This window comes from Maribacter sp. UH1, assembly GCF_056839145.1.
Genome location: NZ_CM166387.1, coordinates 1146236 through 1164105 on the forward strand (window position 1 = coordinate 1146236; position 17870 = coordinate 1164105).

A 17870-nucleotide genomic window follows, 5' to 3' on the forward strand; every position below is an offset into this window, starting at 1 on the left:
TTTAAAAAGGCAATTTTTTCTTAATTTTTTATTTCAGCCTCAAAAAGGTTTAAAAAATGTTTAAGCAATTTCTGCTTCACTTCATCCATATCCACTTCTTTCTTGCCTAATTCCACATTCAAAGAAGTAACCGCTTTACCTTTTATTCCGCATGGGATCATCATATCAAAATAACCTAAATCGGCATTAACATTCAATGCAAAACCATGCATGGTCACCCAGCGTGACGCTCTCACCCCCATAGCACATATTTTACGTGCAAAAGGTGTACCTACATCTAACCAAACTCCGGTTTCACCTGGTGAACGTTCAGATTTTATTCCGTACTCGTCTAAGGTCAATATGACCATTTCCTCCAGAAATCGAAGGTACTTATGTATGTCTGTGAAGAAATTGTCTAAATCCAATATAGGGTAACCCACTATTTGCCCAGGACCATGATAGGTTATATCTCCTCCCCTATTTATTTTATAAAAAGTTGCTCCTTTGTCTTCTAAAACTTTTTCATCTACCAGGAGATTAGAAATATCTCCGCTCTTACCTAATGTATAAACATGTGGGTGTTCCACAAAAAGAAAATGATTGGGAGTCGCTAAATTCAACTCCTCTCTTCTATTCCTTATTTTAAGATCAAGAGTTTCTTGAAACAGTTGTTCTTGATAATCCCAAGTTTCTTTATAATCTTTAAGACCTAAATCTTGTACGCGCACCTTCTTATTCATCTTACAAAGATATGAAAAGCAAAGACCTATTTTTCTAACTCAACCTCGATGACCATAGATTCTGGATCCTTCATCATCTCTAAGAAGTTTACTTCATGAATCATAGTTTTTCCATCCATTGAAAATGTAGCCTCTTCAATATTGGTAGATTTCACCCTTCTTGGAAAATGATACTTAAATGTATATGTAGACCCAGATAAAAACATTTCGGCACTTGCCAAGCTGTCTATACTTTGTTCAAACAATTCTTGATTTAAGATAACGGTCTCACGCTTAAATGTGTTTTTTTTAAAACTATAATTAACGGTAGTAGTTTCTTCTGTTGCACCACCGGGCATTGTCTTACCACCTGCAACAGGACCTACCGAACTTGCATTTTGGAAAGCGTTGAACGCATCATTCACTTCTGACACTTTCTTAAAGTCTGTAAACATATTAAAATTCATGACTCCGCCTTCTGGATCCACCACCATACGTAAACTGAAAGGCTCTAACCTTTTAAGCTTAGCTTGCTCTTCTGGGGATAACTGCGCTATACTATCCTTTTTCTCTCTTAATAAGTCTTTAAAAACCAACGTAGAATCTATCGCCTTATCCAATTCCGTTGAATCGGTTTCGGGTATCATTTGCATCATCTCATTACCATCGAAAAGAATGCTCATTTTACCTGACCCGTCTTCGTTGAAATAAATTTCTTCTGTAAAATTACAGGCAGCAATACATACTGTTATAACAATAACAGCTAATATTTTAAAAAGTCTCATGTGTTTTGGTTCTAGTTAGGATTATTCAGTATGACTAATGCAGCGATTACACCTGGTACCCAGCCACAAAAAGTCAAAAGTAGAACAATTACAAAAGAACCGCAACCTTTACCTAAAACTGCTAAAGGTGGAAAAAAAATGGCAAGTAATACTCTTATTAAACTCATTTGATTATTATTTTGATTGATTGATCTACCTTATAAGTCGCAATTGTAAACGTGTTGTTACAAAATCCGCTAATTTTATTGACCAGAACTCTACCAATGCTCAGAACAATATTCTTTATTCTTATACTCTTTTCCTGCTTAATAGCTTCATCTCAATATAAATTTGAAGGTCAGATTACAGACCAACAAAGCGGAAAAACCATTTACCTATCAATCATTGAAGATTACAGGAAGTTTGGTAGAATATCAATGGAACAGATTCTCAAAAAAACAACTACCGATTCTTTAGGATATTTCAAATTTACCGGAGATAATCTTTTCGATGAAAATAGAGTCTATAGAATACACTTAGATGATTGTTCTGACGCTTCTGCAAACTCTGAACACTTCTTTGGAAGCTGTGAGTATAATAAAAATGTTCTTTTTATTGCTAATAATAACGACACTATCACCTTCCCTACATCATTTGCCAATGAAGTACTTTGTGAAATTACCTCAACCAATAGTAAGTCTGCCGCATTTTTAAATATTGACATTTTAAAAGAAGAAATGGCTTTTGACTTTAATGAATTTAGAAGTGCAGCGAACAAAAAACTGAATTCTAAAAAGTGGTTCGAAACTTTACAGAAGTATGGAGAAAATTTAAACGAACCCTTAGCTGAACTATATATATTCGATTTTTTATCAGATAAGCGAAACGAAACGTATGCCTATTATTTGAAAAATATTGAGAACACCAATTATTATGATGAACTTGGCGAAAGACTAGTGGCGAAATACCCTAATGCGTCCTTTACAGAGTTGTATTTAAACGATATAGCCACAGATCAACAAGTAGCCAATAGAAATTCGCCTAGCTCTAATTTCTGGCAATGGTTGTTACCTGCTTTGCTTATACTTTCTATTTTATTGAATATATATTTAATTCTGAGACAAAGAAGACATTCACAAATCCTACGAAACCAGTCTTTAGCAAAGCTAACCGAGCAAGAAAATAACATTATACAACAAATTCTAGAAAACAAAACCAATAAGGAAATTGCTGCAATTATGTTTATCAGTGTAAGCACCGTAAAAACCCACATTAACAACGTCTACAAGAAATTAGAGATATCTTCAAGAGATGAAATAAAGCAACGTTTTCAATAATTCTTTTTAAATATCCACCTAGGTTCTAGTACTCATTTCCACCCCACGAAATCAATTTTTCTTTAACAATTTCAAGAATTTTCAGGTCTAATCTAAAAACCGAAGATCATGAAATTATCATTTCTATTAACCACTCTATTATTCAGCTTTTACTTAACGAGCTTCTCACAGCATACAAACCAAGAGGTAATCCTAGAAAACCAACAACCCTTTTTATTAGGAGAAATTACGGCGAAGGCACTTTCATCTAACTCCTACCGATCATGGTATGAACAAAACTTTGAAAATTATGAAGCCGACCAGCATAAAATTGATGTTCTTAAAGACAAACTATCTTCATTTAAGATTATAGTCTTTATGGGCACCTGGTGCGGCGATAGTAAACGTGAAGTACCAAGATTTCTTAAAATTCTAGAATCAACAGACTTTCCTCTTGAGAACTTAAAAATAGTTGCACTAGACAAACGAAAAGAATCTTACAAGAAAAGTCCACAAGGTGAAGAGTGGGGATTGAACATCCGCAGGGTTCCCACATTTATTTTTTACAAGAATGGAAAAGAGGTGAATAGAATTATTGAAACGCCTGTTACCTCGTTAGAAGACGATATCTTAAAAATTATTTCAGAACAAGAGTACATACCTAATTACACATCATCATTACATTTCGACTGATGATTAAAATTAAATGCTAAAACAAAAGGAATTACTTTCCTCGATGCCACCAATACCACAAGAAAAGGTTTGGTTGAAAAAGAAATGGTCGCAAATGACGGTTTGCACCCATCGGCACTAGCATATGAAAAATTTGTTGAAAGACTCTATCCTTTAGTGTCCACAAGATTGAAAGATTAAGACATATCGATTATATTTGCCAGCTAAATAAACGACGGCATGCAATTATCGGAGCAAGAGCTTATCAGAAGAGAGAAATTAGACAAATTAAGAGCACTGGGTATTAATCCATACCCTGCTGCTTTATATCCTGTAAATTCCACATCAGAAAGTATAAAATCTGACTATGAAGAAGGTAAGCAGATAATTGTTGCCGGTAGACTTATGTCTCGTCGTATTCAAGGTAAGGCCTCTTTTGCCGAGCTTCAAGATAGTACTGGTAGAATTCAGGTATATTTTAATAGAGATGAAATTTGCCCTAGTGAAGACAAAACCTTGTATAACGATGTTTATAAGAAGTTGCTGGATATTGGTGATATCATTGGTATTGAAGGTGAACTTTTTACCACTCAGGTAGGTGAAAAAACGATTATGGTGAAGAAATTTACCATGTTAAGCAAATCGCTAAGACCTTTACCATTACCTAAAAAAGATGCCGAAGGCAAAGTATATGACGAATTCAATGACCCTGAACTCCGTTACCGCCAACGTTATGTTGATTTAGTAGTGAACCCAAAGGTGAAAGAGAATTTTATTAAAAGAACGAAAATCACCAATAGTATTCGTGAATTTTATAACGCAGCCGGTTATTTGGAAGTAGAGACTCCTATTTTACAGCCTATACCTGGTGGTGCAACTGCACGTCCGTTTTTAACGCATCATAATGCATTGAACATTCCTTTATATTTAAGAATTGCCAACGAGCTTTACTTAAAAAGGTTAATTGTTGGTGGTTTTGATGGTGTCTATGAATTCTCTAAGGATTTTAGAAACGAAGGAATGGATCGTACCCATAACCCAGAATTTACCGTAATGGAATTGTATGTAGCATACAAGGATTACAACTGGATGATGGATACCACAGAGAAACTATTGGAGAAAATTGCGATGGATTCTAACGGTACCACGAAAGTTACCGTTGGTGAAAACGAAATTGAGTTTAAAGCTCCGTACGCTCGTGTGCCAATTCTTGAAGCTATAAAAATACATACTGGTTATGATGTTGCAGGTATGCCTGAGGACGAACTTCGCGAAACTGCCAAGAAACTAGGTCTTGAAGTTGACGAAACAATGGGTATCGGTAAACTTATCGATGAAATATTCGGTGAAAAATGTGAGCACTTCTACGTGCAACCAACATTTATTACGGACTACCCAAAAGAAATGAGTCCGCTAACAAAAGAACATAGAGACAACCCTGCTTTGACAGAGCGTTTTGAGCTGATGGTAAATGGTAAAGAGCTGGCTAACGCTTACTCTGAGCTTAATGACCCTATAGACCAAAGAGAGCGTTTTGAAGATCAATTAAAGCTGTCTGAAAAAGGAGATGACGAGGCAATGTTCATTGATCAAGATTTTCTTAGAGCTTTGGAATATGGTATGCCCCCAACTTCTGGTATTGGTATTGGTATTGATCGTTTAGTTATGTTGATGACCAATAATGCATCTATACAAGAAGTATTATTCTTCCCTCAAATGAGACCAGAGAAGAAACCTTTACAATTGTCTGACAATGAAAAGGTGATTTTTGACATTCTAAAAGGCGAAAAGAAAATGGAACTTGACGCCCTTAAAACAAAAGCGGATTTAAGTAACAAAGCTTGGGACAAAGGGATAAAAGGGATTACGAAGCAACAGTTGGCTAAAATCTACAAAGAAGAGGACGTTCTTTTAGTGGAAATTTTATAATAGTCATTTCAAGGAACGGTAAAAAATAGTAGCTTAGAAGCTGGCAAAACCAACCAGCATGAATCTAAGTAGTAAAATAGGTCTGTTTACAGGTCCTATCATATTTTTCATTCTTATTTCTTTACCCAGTGTATTAATTTCTGAAAATGCGGATGCCGTCATAGCTGTTGCACTTTGGATGATTATTTGGTGGGTTACCGAAGCTGTTTCTATTTCTGTAACCGCGCTACTACCATTGCTTCTATTTCCTATTTTGAAAGTGATGCCCATTGGTGATGTTGGAGCTAATTATGGTAGTCCTATAGTTTTTCTATTCTTTGGGGGTTTTGTCATGGCATTAGCGTTAGAAAAAGTCAATCTTCATAAACGTATTGCCTTAAACATCATTAGACTTACGGGTACGACAGCGAATAAAGTAGTTCTCGGTTTTATGATTGCCACAGCTGTTTTAAGTATGTGGATCAGTAATACGGCGAGTACCGTAGTCATGTTACCCATTGCCATGTCGGTTATCAACTTACTGATTCAAGATGAAGACGGATTTACAAAGCGAGACCGAAACTTTGCCTTAAGTGTTATGCTAGGTATTGCCTTTGCTGCCAACGCGGGTGGTATTGCAACTGTTATTGGTACTCCCCCAAATTCAGTTCTCATTGGTTTATTAGAAAACGAATACAATATTGAAATATCATTTCTTAAATGGATGATTATTGGGCTACCATTCTCCCTTATCATGATTTCCATTTGCTATTTTGTTCTGGTAAAAGTGTTTTTTCCTACTCAGGGTTTAAAATTTAAAGCTTCAAAAACCATAATTCATGAAGAGCTAGATAAATTAGGTCGTACTTCAGGGAAAGAAAAAATGGTGCTTATCATTTTCGGAGTTACTATTTTTCTTTGGGTCTTCAGAACATTGATCAATTCCATATTACCAAGCTTAGGTTTATCTGATACACTTATTAGCATGTTTGCCGCCATTGCGCTATTTACGCTACCATATAATCTTAAAAGAGGAGATTTTATCCTGCAATGGAAAGATACCCAGAAGCTAGCCTGGGGAATTCTTATTTTATTTGGTGGCGGACTCTCATTGGCCAAAGGCATGTCGGTTTCGGGTATTGTAGATTTGGTGGCAGAAATTATTGGACAGAGTGATTTGAACATCTTACTAACAGCTTCATTATTGATTTTACTAATGTTGTTTATGACAGAGCTGATGAGTAACGTAGCACTTGTAGCGGTTCTTGCCCCAGTAGTGGCTGGTATAGCAATTGGTCTAGGCTTACCTATTACTTATCTTTTGATACCAATAACCATTGCCAGTAGCTGTGCTTTTATGCTACCTATGGCAACACCACCAAACGCAATAGTCTTTGCTAGCGGTTATATAAAAGTCCACGAAATGGCACGTGCAGGAGTAATTCTTAATCTTATTGCAGTGCTCTTATTAATTGGATTATTTCAATTTGTGCTGCCATTATTGTTCTAGGAATCTTCCACAAAAAATAAAGCCCTTGCAGTTGCAAAGGCTTTATAATCGACTAATTCAGAAATGAAAAAATGTTTATTCCTACTTAATAGACGCCTTTCTCTCTGCATTGTTACAAATAGGCTTAAGAAATTATTAACTATTTGTTCCAGATATTATTTCAATCTTTGAAAGATTACCAAACTAACTCACAAATGAAAAGAAAATTACTAGTAAAATTATTGCTGTTTGTATGTGTTTTCGGTTACCAAAATGCCGAAGCCCAAATTTTTAAGAAAAAGAAAAAAAATACGGAGCAAGAATCTAAAAAACCTTCAAAAGATAAAATTCAACCTTACAATAAGGTGATCACTAAAGATGCCGTAAGTGATGCGGGACTTTTTACTACCCACGTAGTTGACGAGAATCACTTTTTTGAAATTCCAGATTCACTATTCAACAAAGAAATGTTGATGGTAAGCCGTATATCTAAAACTGCCTCAGGTATTGGTTTTGGTGGCGGAAAAATTAATACACAGGTTCTACGATGGGAAAAGAAAGATAAGAAGGTATTACTTCGCGTAGTATCCCATGATGTTGTGGCTGCAGATTCTTTACCTGTACATGAAGCCGTTGTAAATTCAAATTTTGAACCAGTTTTATACTCATTCGATATAAAGGCTGTTCAGAAAGATTCACTTAACCCAACTACTGTCATAGAAGTAAACGATATTTTCACCAAGGATACCAAAGCTCTAGGTATGCCTGAAAGATTTAGAAAAAGATATAAAGTATCTCGTTTAGATGAAGGCAGAGGCTATATTGAATCTATCAAAAGTTACCCTTTAAATGTTGAAGTACGCCATGTAAAGACGTATTTAGCAAGTGCAGCACCTAGCAACCAAACCCTTGGTTCTATTTCTGTTGAAATCAACAACTCAATGGTGCTGTTACCTGAAGAACAAATGAAACGCAGATATTTTGATGAACGTGTAGGATGGTTCTCTAGAGGCCAGGTTGATTACGGTTTAGAAGCTCAAGAGAGTAAGACCGTTAAATTTCTTGATAGATGGCGTTTAGAAGTAAAAGATGAAGATCTTGAAAAATATAAGAACGGTGAACTTGTAGAACCTAAAAAACAAATTGTTTATTATGTTGATAGAGCTACACCAAAAAAATGGGTGCCGTTCATTAAACAAGGTATAGAAGATTGGCAAGTTGCCTTTGAAGCTGCAGGTTTTAAAAATGCAATTATTGCTAAAGAGCCACCTTCGGTAGAGGAGGATCCAGAATGGTCTCCAGAAGATATTCGTTATTCCGTAGTACGTTATTTAGCTTCACCAATACCAAATGCAAACGGACCTCATGTTAGCGATCCACGTAGTGGCGAAATTTTAGAGTCCGACATTAACTGGTACCATAATGTAATGACGTTGTTGAGAAACTGGTACTTTGTACAAACAGCAGCTATTAACCCTGCAGCTAGAGGCGTTTCTTTTGATGATGATGTAATGGGTCGCCTAATTCGTTTTGTATCCTCTCATGAAGTTGGGCACACCTTAGGTTTACCACATAACATGGGTAGTAGTGTTGCTTATCCTGTAGATTCGCTTCGTTCTAAAACCTTTACAAAGAAATTCGGCACCGCTCCATCAATAATGGATTATGCGCGTTTCAACTATATAGCTCAACCCGGCGATGAAGGCGTTGCTTTAATGCCAGATATCGGTGTTTATGATAAATATGCAATTAAATGGGGATACAAGCCTATTTTAAACACTACTGCAGAAGAAGAAAAATCTACTCTAGACAAATGGATTATTGCACACGCAGGAGACCCTCTATATCGTTTTGGACACCAACAGGTAGGTGATATCGTTGATCCTAGCTCACAAACCGAAGATTTAGGTGATGATGCTATGAAAGCTAGTGAGTATGGTATTGCCAATCTTAAAAGGATTGTTCCAAAATTAATTGAGTGGACCGCAGAGGACGGTAAAACTTATGAAGATCTGGACAAGTTATACGGTCAGGTATTCTCCCAATTCAATAGATACATGGGGCATGTCTCTAATAACATTGGCGGAGTTTATGAAAACCATAAAACTTACGATCAAGAAGGTGCCGTCTATACAGCTGTAGCCAAAGAAAAACAACAAAGAGCGATGGCCTTTCTTCAAGAACAACTATTCAATACCCCAATGTGGATGCTTGACCAAGATATTCTGGAACGCACAGAGTACTCTGGCTTCTTAGAGCAAATGCGTTCTATGCAAGTGCGTACATTGAACAATGTATTAAGCTTAGGAAAGATGGCTAGGTTAATTGAAAATGAGACCATAGATAAGTCTGAAGCATATACGCTTGCTCAAATGATGAGCGAATTAAGAAAAGGAATATGGTCTGAAGCTAAAAATGGCAAAGCCGTAGATACCTACAGAAGAAACTTACAAAAAGCGCATATAGATCGTTTAGCATATTTATTGACAGCAGACAATCAAGCCAAAGCTTCTGATTTCGGTGGCTACAGAAAATCAACAGTTGTCAACACTAGCCAATCTGACATTAGGACTATTGCAAGGGCAGAACTAAACATTTTAAAGCGAGATATTAGAAATGCACGAAATAGAACCTCTGATTTGATGACAAAATATCATTACGACGATGTTTCTGAGCGTATTACCGTCATTTTAGACCCTAAGTAAGCATACGTTTTATGATCGATAAAATGCACCTCTCGATGAACAACCTATATCATCGATGAATGAATTGCATTAACCACATTTTAAATATTCTAGACATCAAAAAAAGCCCATTACACAACAATGGGCTTTTTCATGCGTTATTCTTTTTTAGATTAGCAATGAATTTCAAACCCCCAAATCATGACAAATAAATTAAAGAGTCTTATTTACCTAGCTTGTTTCATTTGTGCATCTGTTGTATACCACCAAAACACTAATGATAGTGTACAAGAAGAAATTGTAACTAACACCTACGATCAAGAAGCTGACATCGTTATTAACCCTTACAAAACAATGGAGGGCAGAACACCAGCAAATTAAAATTTTAAAAACATTTACCTACTTAAAAGCGCGGCTACCTACAGCCGCGCTTTTTTATTTTATACCATTTCCCTAGCAGTTAAACTTTTATTAAAATACCATTGTTCTTTAAACCAAACTGAAAAATTCATGTCAAAGAAACAAATACATAAAATAATACACATGAAAAAAATTATAATGGCCATTTTAGTAATGGCAGGAATATCAGCAACGGCACAAGATCATAACATGAAAGGTAAAAGAGGCGACATGAAGGATTTGACTCCTGTACAAATTGCCACTTTACAGACTAAGAAAATGACCTTGGCATTAGATTTAAACGAATCGCAACAAGCAAAAATCAAAACTATTCTTACCGAAGATGCTACTGCTAGAAAAGCAAAAATGGAAGAGCGAAAAGCGAACAAGGAAGATGGTAAAAAAGTTTTGACCGCAGATGAAAAATACGCTATGCAAAATGAGCGATTAGATCATCAAATTGCACGTAAAGAGCAAATGAAATCTATTCTTAATACTGATCAATACGAGAAGTGGGTAAAGATGGATGCCAGAAAAAAAATGCGTGGTAAAGGAAAAAATCGTGGTGACAAAAAAGAAAAACGCTCTTCTAAACAATAGATATTTGATAATACAGATTAAAAAAAGACTTGCTTTTAGCAGGTCTTTTTTGCATTTAATCGATTACCCATTTTTACATCAACCCTAATAAAACACAGCATTAACCACATAAATGATTCATTCATGGATGAATTTGAATACTTAACCAATAAATTTTATGATAGCGCTATTATTAAAGTACTTAGTTTGTTCAAATACGAGACTAGTTTAAGTTTTAACCATTGGTCTCTTTTTTGAATTTCAAGACACCAAACCATGATAGCAAAAAAAATAGGTTATTTATCACTTCTTATAGCCTTTAGTTTATTGACCAGTTGTCAACAAGAACTATACAAATCTAACAACAAATTTAATATTCCGGAAAAGAGTACCGAAGAGCCACTTGTTCAGTTTTTGATAGAGCCTACAAATTATAGCGCTATTCTTGAAACCGAGAATTTAGCAAAGGCTTTTGACTATTCTAAAATTGCTCATAAAACTTTGTGGGTAAACCAATTTAACGAGAAACTTAATATTGCACCAACTACAAGGGTTGTAACAGTACATGAAACTGCCGGTTTAAGTACCATTGCCATAGATAGCCTTTTAAAGTTCGTCTCTAAAGGTGGTACGTTACTAATTACAAAAGCAGCCAAAGATGAACGTATGTCTTACTTTTTTGGAATGACACCTGATGCTGACTGGAGTACAAACAGAGAGGCTTCTGGTCTATTCTTCAATAAAGCTCTTTTTCCTGGTATGCAAGGACGTGGTTTTGATAACAAAACGGTTCATCTTGGCTTTGACAGCTCTAATTTTTCTAGTAACATCAATGTTTTAGTCGCCGCACATAATAACCAAGATTATCCAGTGTTAATTGAAAATAGAATTGGTAACGGAAAAGTGATTCTGTACAACTCATCTCAAATTCTTAAAAAAGAAATGAGAGGTCTACTATTTTCCGCAAGTTTATTAGGTCTAGAAGGTATTCCTTACCCTATTGCAAATATTGGAACATTATTTCTTGATGATTTTCCATCGTCCATGTATAATGATAATGGAAAAGCAATCAACGTACAACAAGGTATCAGCAAGTCTGAAATGTTAAAGGCTGACTGGTGGCCAAAAATGAAAGCACTTGCACAAGAAGAAGATATTAAATACTCTGCTTACGTAACTTTTAATGCCAACGAGAAAAATAACGGCGACCCCACTTTTAAAAGTTGGGACCAAACAGGTTTGCTAGATGGTAAAAATGATAACGGCACCAATAAGTGGCTTACAAATGAATTTATCAATAGAGGTCATGAGCTTGGTTTTCGTGGTTATAACGACCTTCCCCTATCTAAAAAGTTATGGAAAGACACGGACCTCATTTTAGACAATACCAAAGCATCAAGAGAAAAGTGGGAAGATGATGTATCAAAAACACTACCTAGTTCATACGTTGCTCCAGATAATCAAATAGACAGTCTAGGCCTTATAGCTCTAAAGAAAGGATTTCCTAGTTTAAACTTTTTACACACTTCTTTCTTAGGAGATGTATATGAAGGTGGCAATAGAGAATTTGACCCTGACCCATTAAATAACAGATTTTTTGATTACCCTCGCTTAAGTAGCGGCTATACCATATCACAAAAAGAACAATGGGCAATAGAATCTACATACTTATATACCGGTATTTGGTCACATGTATTACATACTAATGATATTTTAAAGATAGGTAGTACAACAAATGCTATTGGTGAATTAAAAAAGCACATTGTTGATTACAAAAAAAGACACCCTTACATGAAGTTTCTAACTGCCAAACAGTCTACAGAGGCAGCAATGGACTGGCGTTACCAAAGTATTCGCCATTTAAGTTACGAAGGGCAGTATGAAGTTTCCAGCTCTTTAAATACCGATGAAAAAAAGGATTCTTATTGGCTAATGTATGTTGAAGAAAACAACAATGTTAAAGTACATGAATCACTATCTCTTGATCAAGCAGAATTTTCTTCAATTCCTTTATTGAACGGCTTTCTTTATAGTATAAAAACAAAATCGCCAAATATAAGCGTACCAGATATTCGCCCAGAAATAAGAACTCTTATAGGTAATACCTCAACTTTAATTACTAACACAAAAAGCGATTATAAATCTTATAATAGGAGTAAGCAAACTATGGTTCCGCTGAAACAAAAAATCGATAGGTTGATTGTTGAGGAAAAAACAGAAGAGGCTACAAATTTAATGGAGAAGTTATTTAAGGATAACAAATTTATAAACGCTCAACAGATTGTCACCTATGCCGAAGGGATGGAGTCACAAGGTAAAACCGAACATCTTTGGTCTCAGTTAAATGAATTGTATTTAAAAAATCCTTCTAGCTCATATGCTGATTTTTCTAGAGATATAAGCATAGTAAGTAATTACCCCTCGCCTGCCGTTAAAAAAATGTGGATGGAGAGACAAATGGAATGGGGACAAAATGATGTAACTATTTTAAAAGAATACTATAACAATTTCAATACTGACGATAACACTGAAATTATTGAACAGGTTTTAGAAGTTCTTTACACAATAGAGCCAACGGAACAAAACAAGTTGACGTATTTCGAATTTCTAGTAAACTCTAATAATGAAGATCTTCTATCAAAACTAGATGACATTGAACCTTGTAGTATTTCAAATAGAGATTTAGCTACATCAATTAGTCAAGTCTATGCAGACAAACTTAATTTTGACAGAGCAGAGCAATGGCAAAAATGCGGTAATATTTCTCCAGAAACCGTTAAAGAATGGAAAGAAAAAACAAGAACAATAGAAAGTAAAAAGTTTTCGGATTTCGAATATTATGTAAGATACTTATTGGTAAATGACCCAGACAAAGCGGTTACAGAGTTAAGGGAAATTGAAACATGTAGACCTGACCTCATAAGAATATCTAAAAACATAGCATTTCTATTTGCAGATTATACTCAATATCAAAAAGCTTTGGATTGGAGCACTTGTACAAATACTGTACCTGTAGCTAAATTGCTAGACTGGAACTTAGAATTTGCCAACGGCAGATACTTAAAAAAAGTATATGCTACGCATATAGAGAAAAATCCTAGAGATTATAACACCATGAACCACATGGCAAAAATCTTATTATTAAAAGGTGATGTAAATAGTGCCGGTGAAATTGCAGTAAACATACCACCTGCTAAAATTGACCCAGATTTTAAAATTGCATTTAACAATGAAGTAAAAGCAACATCTGAAGAAAAGCAATCTTTGTACATAAGCAAGTTCAAAATGTTAATGGATGATGCCATTGTAAAAAAATCAGAAATTGAATCTCGAAAAAAGAAAGGTCATTCCATAGGGCTTACCTCAACGGCTATAGCAGATGAGTTTAACCCTACACTTTTTAATAATGCATTTCACTTTGGCTTTTATAATAAGAATTTAGATTTCCACCAATTTTCTATTGTTCAAGGTACTGCATACACCATTTTAAAAGATACGATTGTACCTAATGATATTGGCAGAGATTTATTAGGCTTAGAATATGTCTATAAAAAAGAATCTGATCAAAAAAGACCATTTTATGTTGGCGCAAGAGTTGAGATGGATAACTTCAATAAAGTATTCTTCCATTTTAAATCTGGAATAGATTTTATTGGTGATACCAGTACATCTTCTTTAAGTGTAAAAGCTCATCCTGTTACAACAGGACCTGGGTATGATTTAAATATTTATGACATACAAGTGAAAGCGGCACAAGAGTTTGAATACTCATCTAATTTAAACCATGAGTTTTATATAAAAGCCGATTACTATACCGATAGTCAATATTACGCTATTGGTGGTACACGCGTAGAATATAACTTATTGAAATTAGATAAGTTTAAACTAGGACCGTTAGTTGAAGGTGCTTACGGTGTTGGTTCTGAAGATAGACGAAACGGATTTCCATATTGGTTGACCGAAGACAGACTTTTTGCCGGCGGCGGATTGCAATTTCAAATTGGAAATGATGATTCTGACTTTAACCTGAAGAGCGATTTCTCTCTTTTTGCTGAGCAAGATGAAGATAGCTTTCAACGCTATGAAGGTGAATTATCATATAGAATTAAAAACTTCACCACTATCAACCTAAACTACTCTTACTTTACAATTGACAAGTTTTTCTCAAATGCTGTTCAATTAGGTATTCAGTATAATATTAAATAGTATTATAACTAACTCAAATAAAAAGAGCCCTCAAATGAGGGCTCTTTTTTATATTAATATACTTACACTATAAATCTATTTCTTTCAAGGCATTTATAGTAGCATCTAAATCTTCATAACTCAAAGCATCATTTAGAAAATAACTTTCAAAAGCACTTGGTGGCAAGTAAACCCCGCGTTCTAACATACCGTGAAAGTATTTCTTGAAAGTTTCATTATTACCTTTTGCAGAAGAAGCAAAATCAACAACAGGCTCATCAGTAAAATGTACAGATATCATACTACCATAACGGTTAATTTGATGAGCTACCTTTTTCTCGGTCAACACTTCTGCAATGCCTTTATGTAAGTATTCTGCTTTTTTAGCCAGACTTTTAAATACTTCAGGGTTATTGTTCAATTCTGTTAACATAGCCAAACCTGCGCTCATAGCCAACGGATTACCACTTAATGTACCTGCTTGATAAACAGGACCATCAGGAGCTAAAAAGTCCATGATTTCTGTTCTAGCTGCGAAAGCGCCTACTGGTAATCCGCCACCTATAACTTTACCGTAAGTAACAATATCAGCTTTAATATTCAGAACTTCCTGTGCTCCGCCTTTCGCTAAACGAAATCCGGTCATTACCTCATCGAAAATCAATAGAATTCCCTCTTGGGTACAAATGTCACGTAGCCCTTTCATAAAAGCATCCGTAGGTACAATACACCCCATATTACCGGCAATTGGCTCAATGATTATGGCAGCCAATTCACCTTTATTGGCTTGCACCAATTCTTTCACACCGGCTAAATCATTGTAATCTGCTAACAAAGTATCTTTTGCGGTACCCTGAGTAACACCTGGACTGTTAGGGCTACCAAAAGTAACGGCACCACTACCCGCTTGAATTAAAAACGAATCTGAATGACCGTGATAACAACCGGCAAATTTTATAATCTTATCCTTACCTGTATATCCTCTTGCCAAACGAACTGCACTCATACAAGCTTCTGTTCCGCTGTTCACAAACCTAATTTTATCCATATTAGGCACCATAGAAATAGCCAGTTTCGCAAGCTCAGTTTCTATTTCAGTTGGCATACCAAATGAAGTACCGTTCTGTGCCTTTTCTACAACTGCATTAATTACAGGCTCATGGGCATGACCCAATATTAACGGACCCCAAGATGCGATATAGTCAATTAACTTATTACCATCTTCATCATACAGATATGCACCTTTGGCTTTCTTTACAAATATTGGATCTCCACCAACTGCTTTAAATGCTCTTACAGGTGAATTTACTCCACCAGGTATATATTTTTTCGCCTCTGCAAACAGGGCGCTACTTCTTTGATAAATCATGCTCTTACTAAATTTTACTATTATTTGACTTTAATTGGCTGACCAATAGATAAGTCTGCACTACGTAAATTATTCAACTTCATTAATTCATCTACGCTCATATAATACTTTCTAGATAATGAATACAAAGTATCACCTTTTTGTACGGTGTGTATGTTACTCGCATCGTTTGTAACTACTGTTGTATTTTTATAATTGTTTTTTCTAGATTGTTTGTCATATTTATGCAAATCATACTTTTCTATTAAATAGATGAGTTTTTGCGGGTATTTTGGGTCGGTTGCATAACCTGCCTTTCTTAAGCCTCTTGCCCATCCTTTATAGTCCGTATGTCTTAAATTGAAAAGAAAGGCATATCTAGACCTTGTAGTCAAGAAAATACTATGGTCTCTAAAAGAATACATGGGATGGTTATATTTTCTAAAACACTCTCCTTTTTCGTCATCATCATGAAAATCATAATCACCTTCCCAACCTTTATGACATTTTATACCAAAGTGATTATTGGTTTTCATCGCCAATTCCCCTTTTCCGTTTCCACTCTCCAAAAGTCCTTGTGCCAAGGTAATACTTGCTGGTATACCATAGCCCATCATTTCTAATTGTGCCGTCTCTGCGAATGTGCTAATGTAATCTGAAGGTGAATCTATACGGAAACGAATAAATTTAGATGGCTCCGCAGGTAGAATTGCTTTTTCTTCTTTCCGTGAAATATCTAAAGTTGATTTTCTACGTTCTGCCTGTACATTTTTGGTTCGTAATTGGTCTGAGTATTTTTTCTTGGATTTACAAGATGACAACCCGATACCCATCAACAATACCAATAAAATTATCTTTTTCATATATGTAACAAAGGTAAATTTTTCTTTTTCAGTACACTATTCATGCCAGCAATACCTTGTAAACCACCTGTATGTACTGCCATAATTTTGGTTCCTACGGCAAAAGTATCATGCTTAACCATATCGAACAACCCAAAAATCATTTTTCCGGTATAAATTGGATCTAAAGGAATACCTGTTTTTTCTTTAAACTCATTTATAAATAGAATTAGCTCTTCGGATGTTTTTGCGTAACCCCCAAAATGATAATCGGTCAATAGTTGCCAACGTTTATTGTTAACCATTTTATTAATTTCATCTTTTAAAAAATCGCCTTTCAACGCTGAAAACCCCAAAACTTTCTGATTTGGAAAAGATGATTTTATTAATCCGGATACTGTACCTCCTGTACCTACGCTACTGCATACAACATCAAATTCCTCATCATCATTTGTGATAATCTCTTCACATCCTTTTATCGCCAAATCATTTGTACCACCCTCAGGCACCAGATAAAACGGACCGAAGTCATTATGTAATGTATCAATAAATACTTGGGATTCCTTTTCTCTATAGTCGCTTCTACTTATAAATTTAAAACGCATACCATCATCATATGCCCTCTTTAACGTGGCATTCGTTTTCCAAGAATTTTCTAGCTCTTCTCCACGTATAATCCCTATTGCCTTGAACCCCTTTTCCTTTGCCGCATAAGCAGTGGCGGCTATATGATTAGAATATGCCCCGCCAAAGGTTAATATGGTATGCTGATTTTCTGCCTTTGCAGCCAATAAATTGTATTTGAGCTTTCTATACTTATTACCAGAAATGAAAGGATGCAGAAGATCTTCTCGTTTAATAACAAGGGTAACTTGCTTTTCTGCTAATAACGGATGTTCAACAAGTTGATTTATGCTTTGCAAGAAGGGCGAATTTAACGCCAAAGATATTTAATAAAGCTGAACGCTCTGCGATTTGTAAGA

The 17870-nt window shown here is 35.4% G+C and carries 14 protein-coding genes; 8 read left to right on the plus strand and 6 right to left on the minus strand.

All coding sequences use genetic code 11. The features are described 5' to 3' along the window. Positions 1-20 precede the first annotated feature (20 nt). The 3 genes from lipB to UH1x_RS04985 are packed head-to-tail and all read right to left on the minus strand — an operon-like array spanning position 21 to position 1653. A complete protein-coding gene (gene lipB / locus UH1x_RS04975) occupies positions 21-722 on the minus strand; it encodes a lipoyl(octanoyl) transferase LipB (protein ID WP_482625519.1) in 702 nt (233 codons plus the stop codon). A 26-nt stretch (positions 723-748) separates the two neighbouring features. Further along, positions 749-1486 carry a hypothetical protein gene (locus UH1x_RS04980; RefSeq protein ID WP_482625521.1) on the minus strand — a complete coding sequence of 246 codons (738 nt, stop codon included), beginning with the start codon at positions 1484-1486 and terminating at the stop codon, positions 749-751. Between the two features lie 11 nt (positions 1487-1497). Next, a complete protein-coding gene (locus UH1x_RS04985; RefSeq protein WP_073240341.1) occupies positions 1498-1653 on the minus strand; it encodes a YqaE/Pmp3 family membrane protein in 156 nt (51 codons plus the stop codon). Positions 1654-1749: 96 nt separating this feature from the next. Between UH1x_RS04985 and UH1x_RS04990 the strand changes: the two genes are divergently transcribed. The 8 genes from UH1x_RS04990 to UH1x_RS05025 all read left to right on the plus strand — a co-directional run bounded on the left by UH1x_RS04990 (position 1750) and on the right by UH1x_RS05025 (position 14718). Beyond that, the gene (locus UH1x_RS04990; RefSeq protein ID WP_482625522.1) at positions 1750-2802 is read left to right on the plus strand and encodes a helix-turn-helix domain-containing protein; all 1053 of its coding nucleotides are present in this window, start codon (positions 1750-1752) and stop codon (positions 2800-2802) included. Positions 2803-2910: 108 nt separating this feature from the next. Further along, entirely contained in the window at positions 2911-3474 is a 564-nt protein-coding gene (locus tag UH1x_RS04995) for a TlpA family protein disulfide reductase (RefSeq protein WP_482625524.1), read from the plus strand. Between the two features lie 219 nt (positions 3475-3693). Beyond that, the gene (gene lysS, locus UH1x_RS05000; RefSeq protein ID WP_482625526.1) at positions 3694-5382 is read left to right on the plus strand and encodes a lysine--tRNA ligase; all 1689 of its coding nucleotides are present in this window, start codon (positions 3694-3696) and stop codon (positions 5380-5382) included. Between the two features lie 58 nt (positions 5383-5440). Then, entirely contained in the window at positions 5441-6871 is a 1431-nt protein-coding gene (locus UH1x_RS05005) for an SLC13 family permease (protein WP_482625528.1), read from the plus strand. A 194-nt stretch (positions 6872-7065) separates the two neighbouring features. Continuing rightward, complete coding sequence (locus tag UH1x_RS05010) at positions 7066-9555, plus strand: zinc-dependent metalloprotease (RefSeq protein ID WP_482625530.1); 2490 nt, start codon at positions 7066-7068, stop codon at positions 9553-9555. A gap of 180 nt (positions 9556-9735) precedes the next feature. Next, positions 9736-9915: a hypothetical protein gene (locus tag UH1x_RS05015; protein WP_482625532.1), complete on the plus strand. Its 180-nt coding sequence runs from the start codon at positions 9736-9738 to the stop codon at positions 9913-9915. Positions 9916-10077: 162 nt separating this feature from the next. Beyond that, positions 10078-10533 (plus strand): hypothetical protein, encoded by a 456-nt coding sequence (locus UH1x_RS05020; RefSeq protein ID WP_482625534.1) that lies wholly within the window; start codon positions 10078-10080, stop codon positions 10531-10533. Between the two features lie 255 nt (positions 10534-10788). Then, entirely contained in the window at positions 10789-14718 is a 3930-nt protein-coding gene (locus tag UH1x_RS05025) for a DUF2194 domain-containing protein (protein WP_482625535.1), read from the plus strand. A gap of 67 nt (positions 14719-14785) precedes the next feature. Here the strand turns inward: UH1x_RS05025 and hemL are convergent, their stop codons facing one another. Genes hemL through UH1x_RS05040 form a run of 3 tightly spaced genes read right to left on the minus strand, consistent with a single transcriptional unit; the run spans position 14786 to position 17810 of the window. Next, a complete protein-coding gene (hemL, locus tag UH1x_RS05030) occupies positions 14786-16066 on the minus strand; it encodes a glutamate-1-semialdehyde 2,1-aminomutase (RefSeq protein WP_482625537.1) in 1281 nt (426 codons plus the stop codon). A 20-nt stretch (positions 16067-16086) separates the two neighbouring features. After that, complete coding sequence (locus UH1x_RS05035; RefSeq protein WP_482625538.1) at positions 16087-16908, minus strand: glucosaminidase domain-containing protein; 822 nt, start codon at positions 16906-16908, stop codon at positions 16087-16089. Beyond that, entirely contained in the window at positions 16905-17810 is a 906-nt protein-coding gene (locus UH1x_RS05040) for a 1-aminocyclopropane-1-carboxylate deaminase/D-cysteine desulfhydrase (protein WP_482625540.1), read from the minus strand. The genes UH1x_RS05035 and UH1x_RS05040 overlap by 4 nt, the downstream gene beginning before the upstream one ends. Positions 17811-17870: the final 60 nt, after the last annotated feature.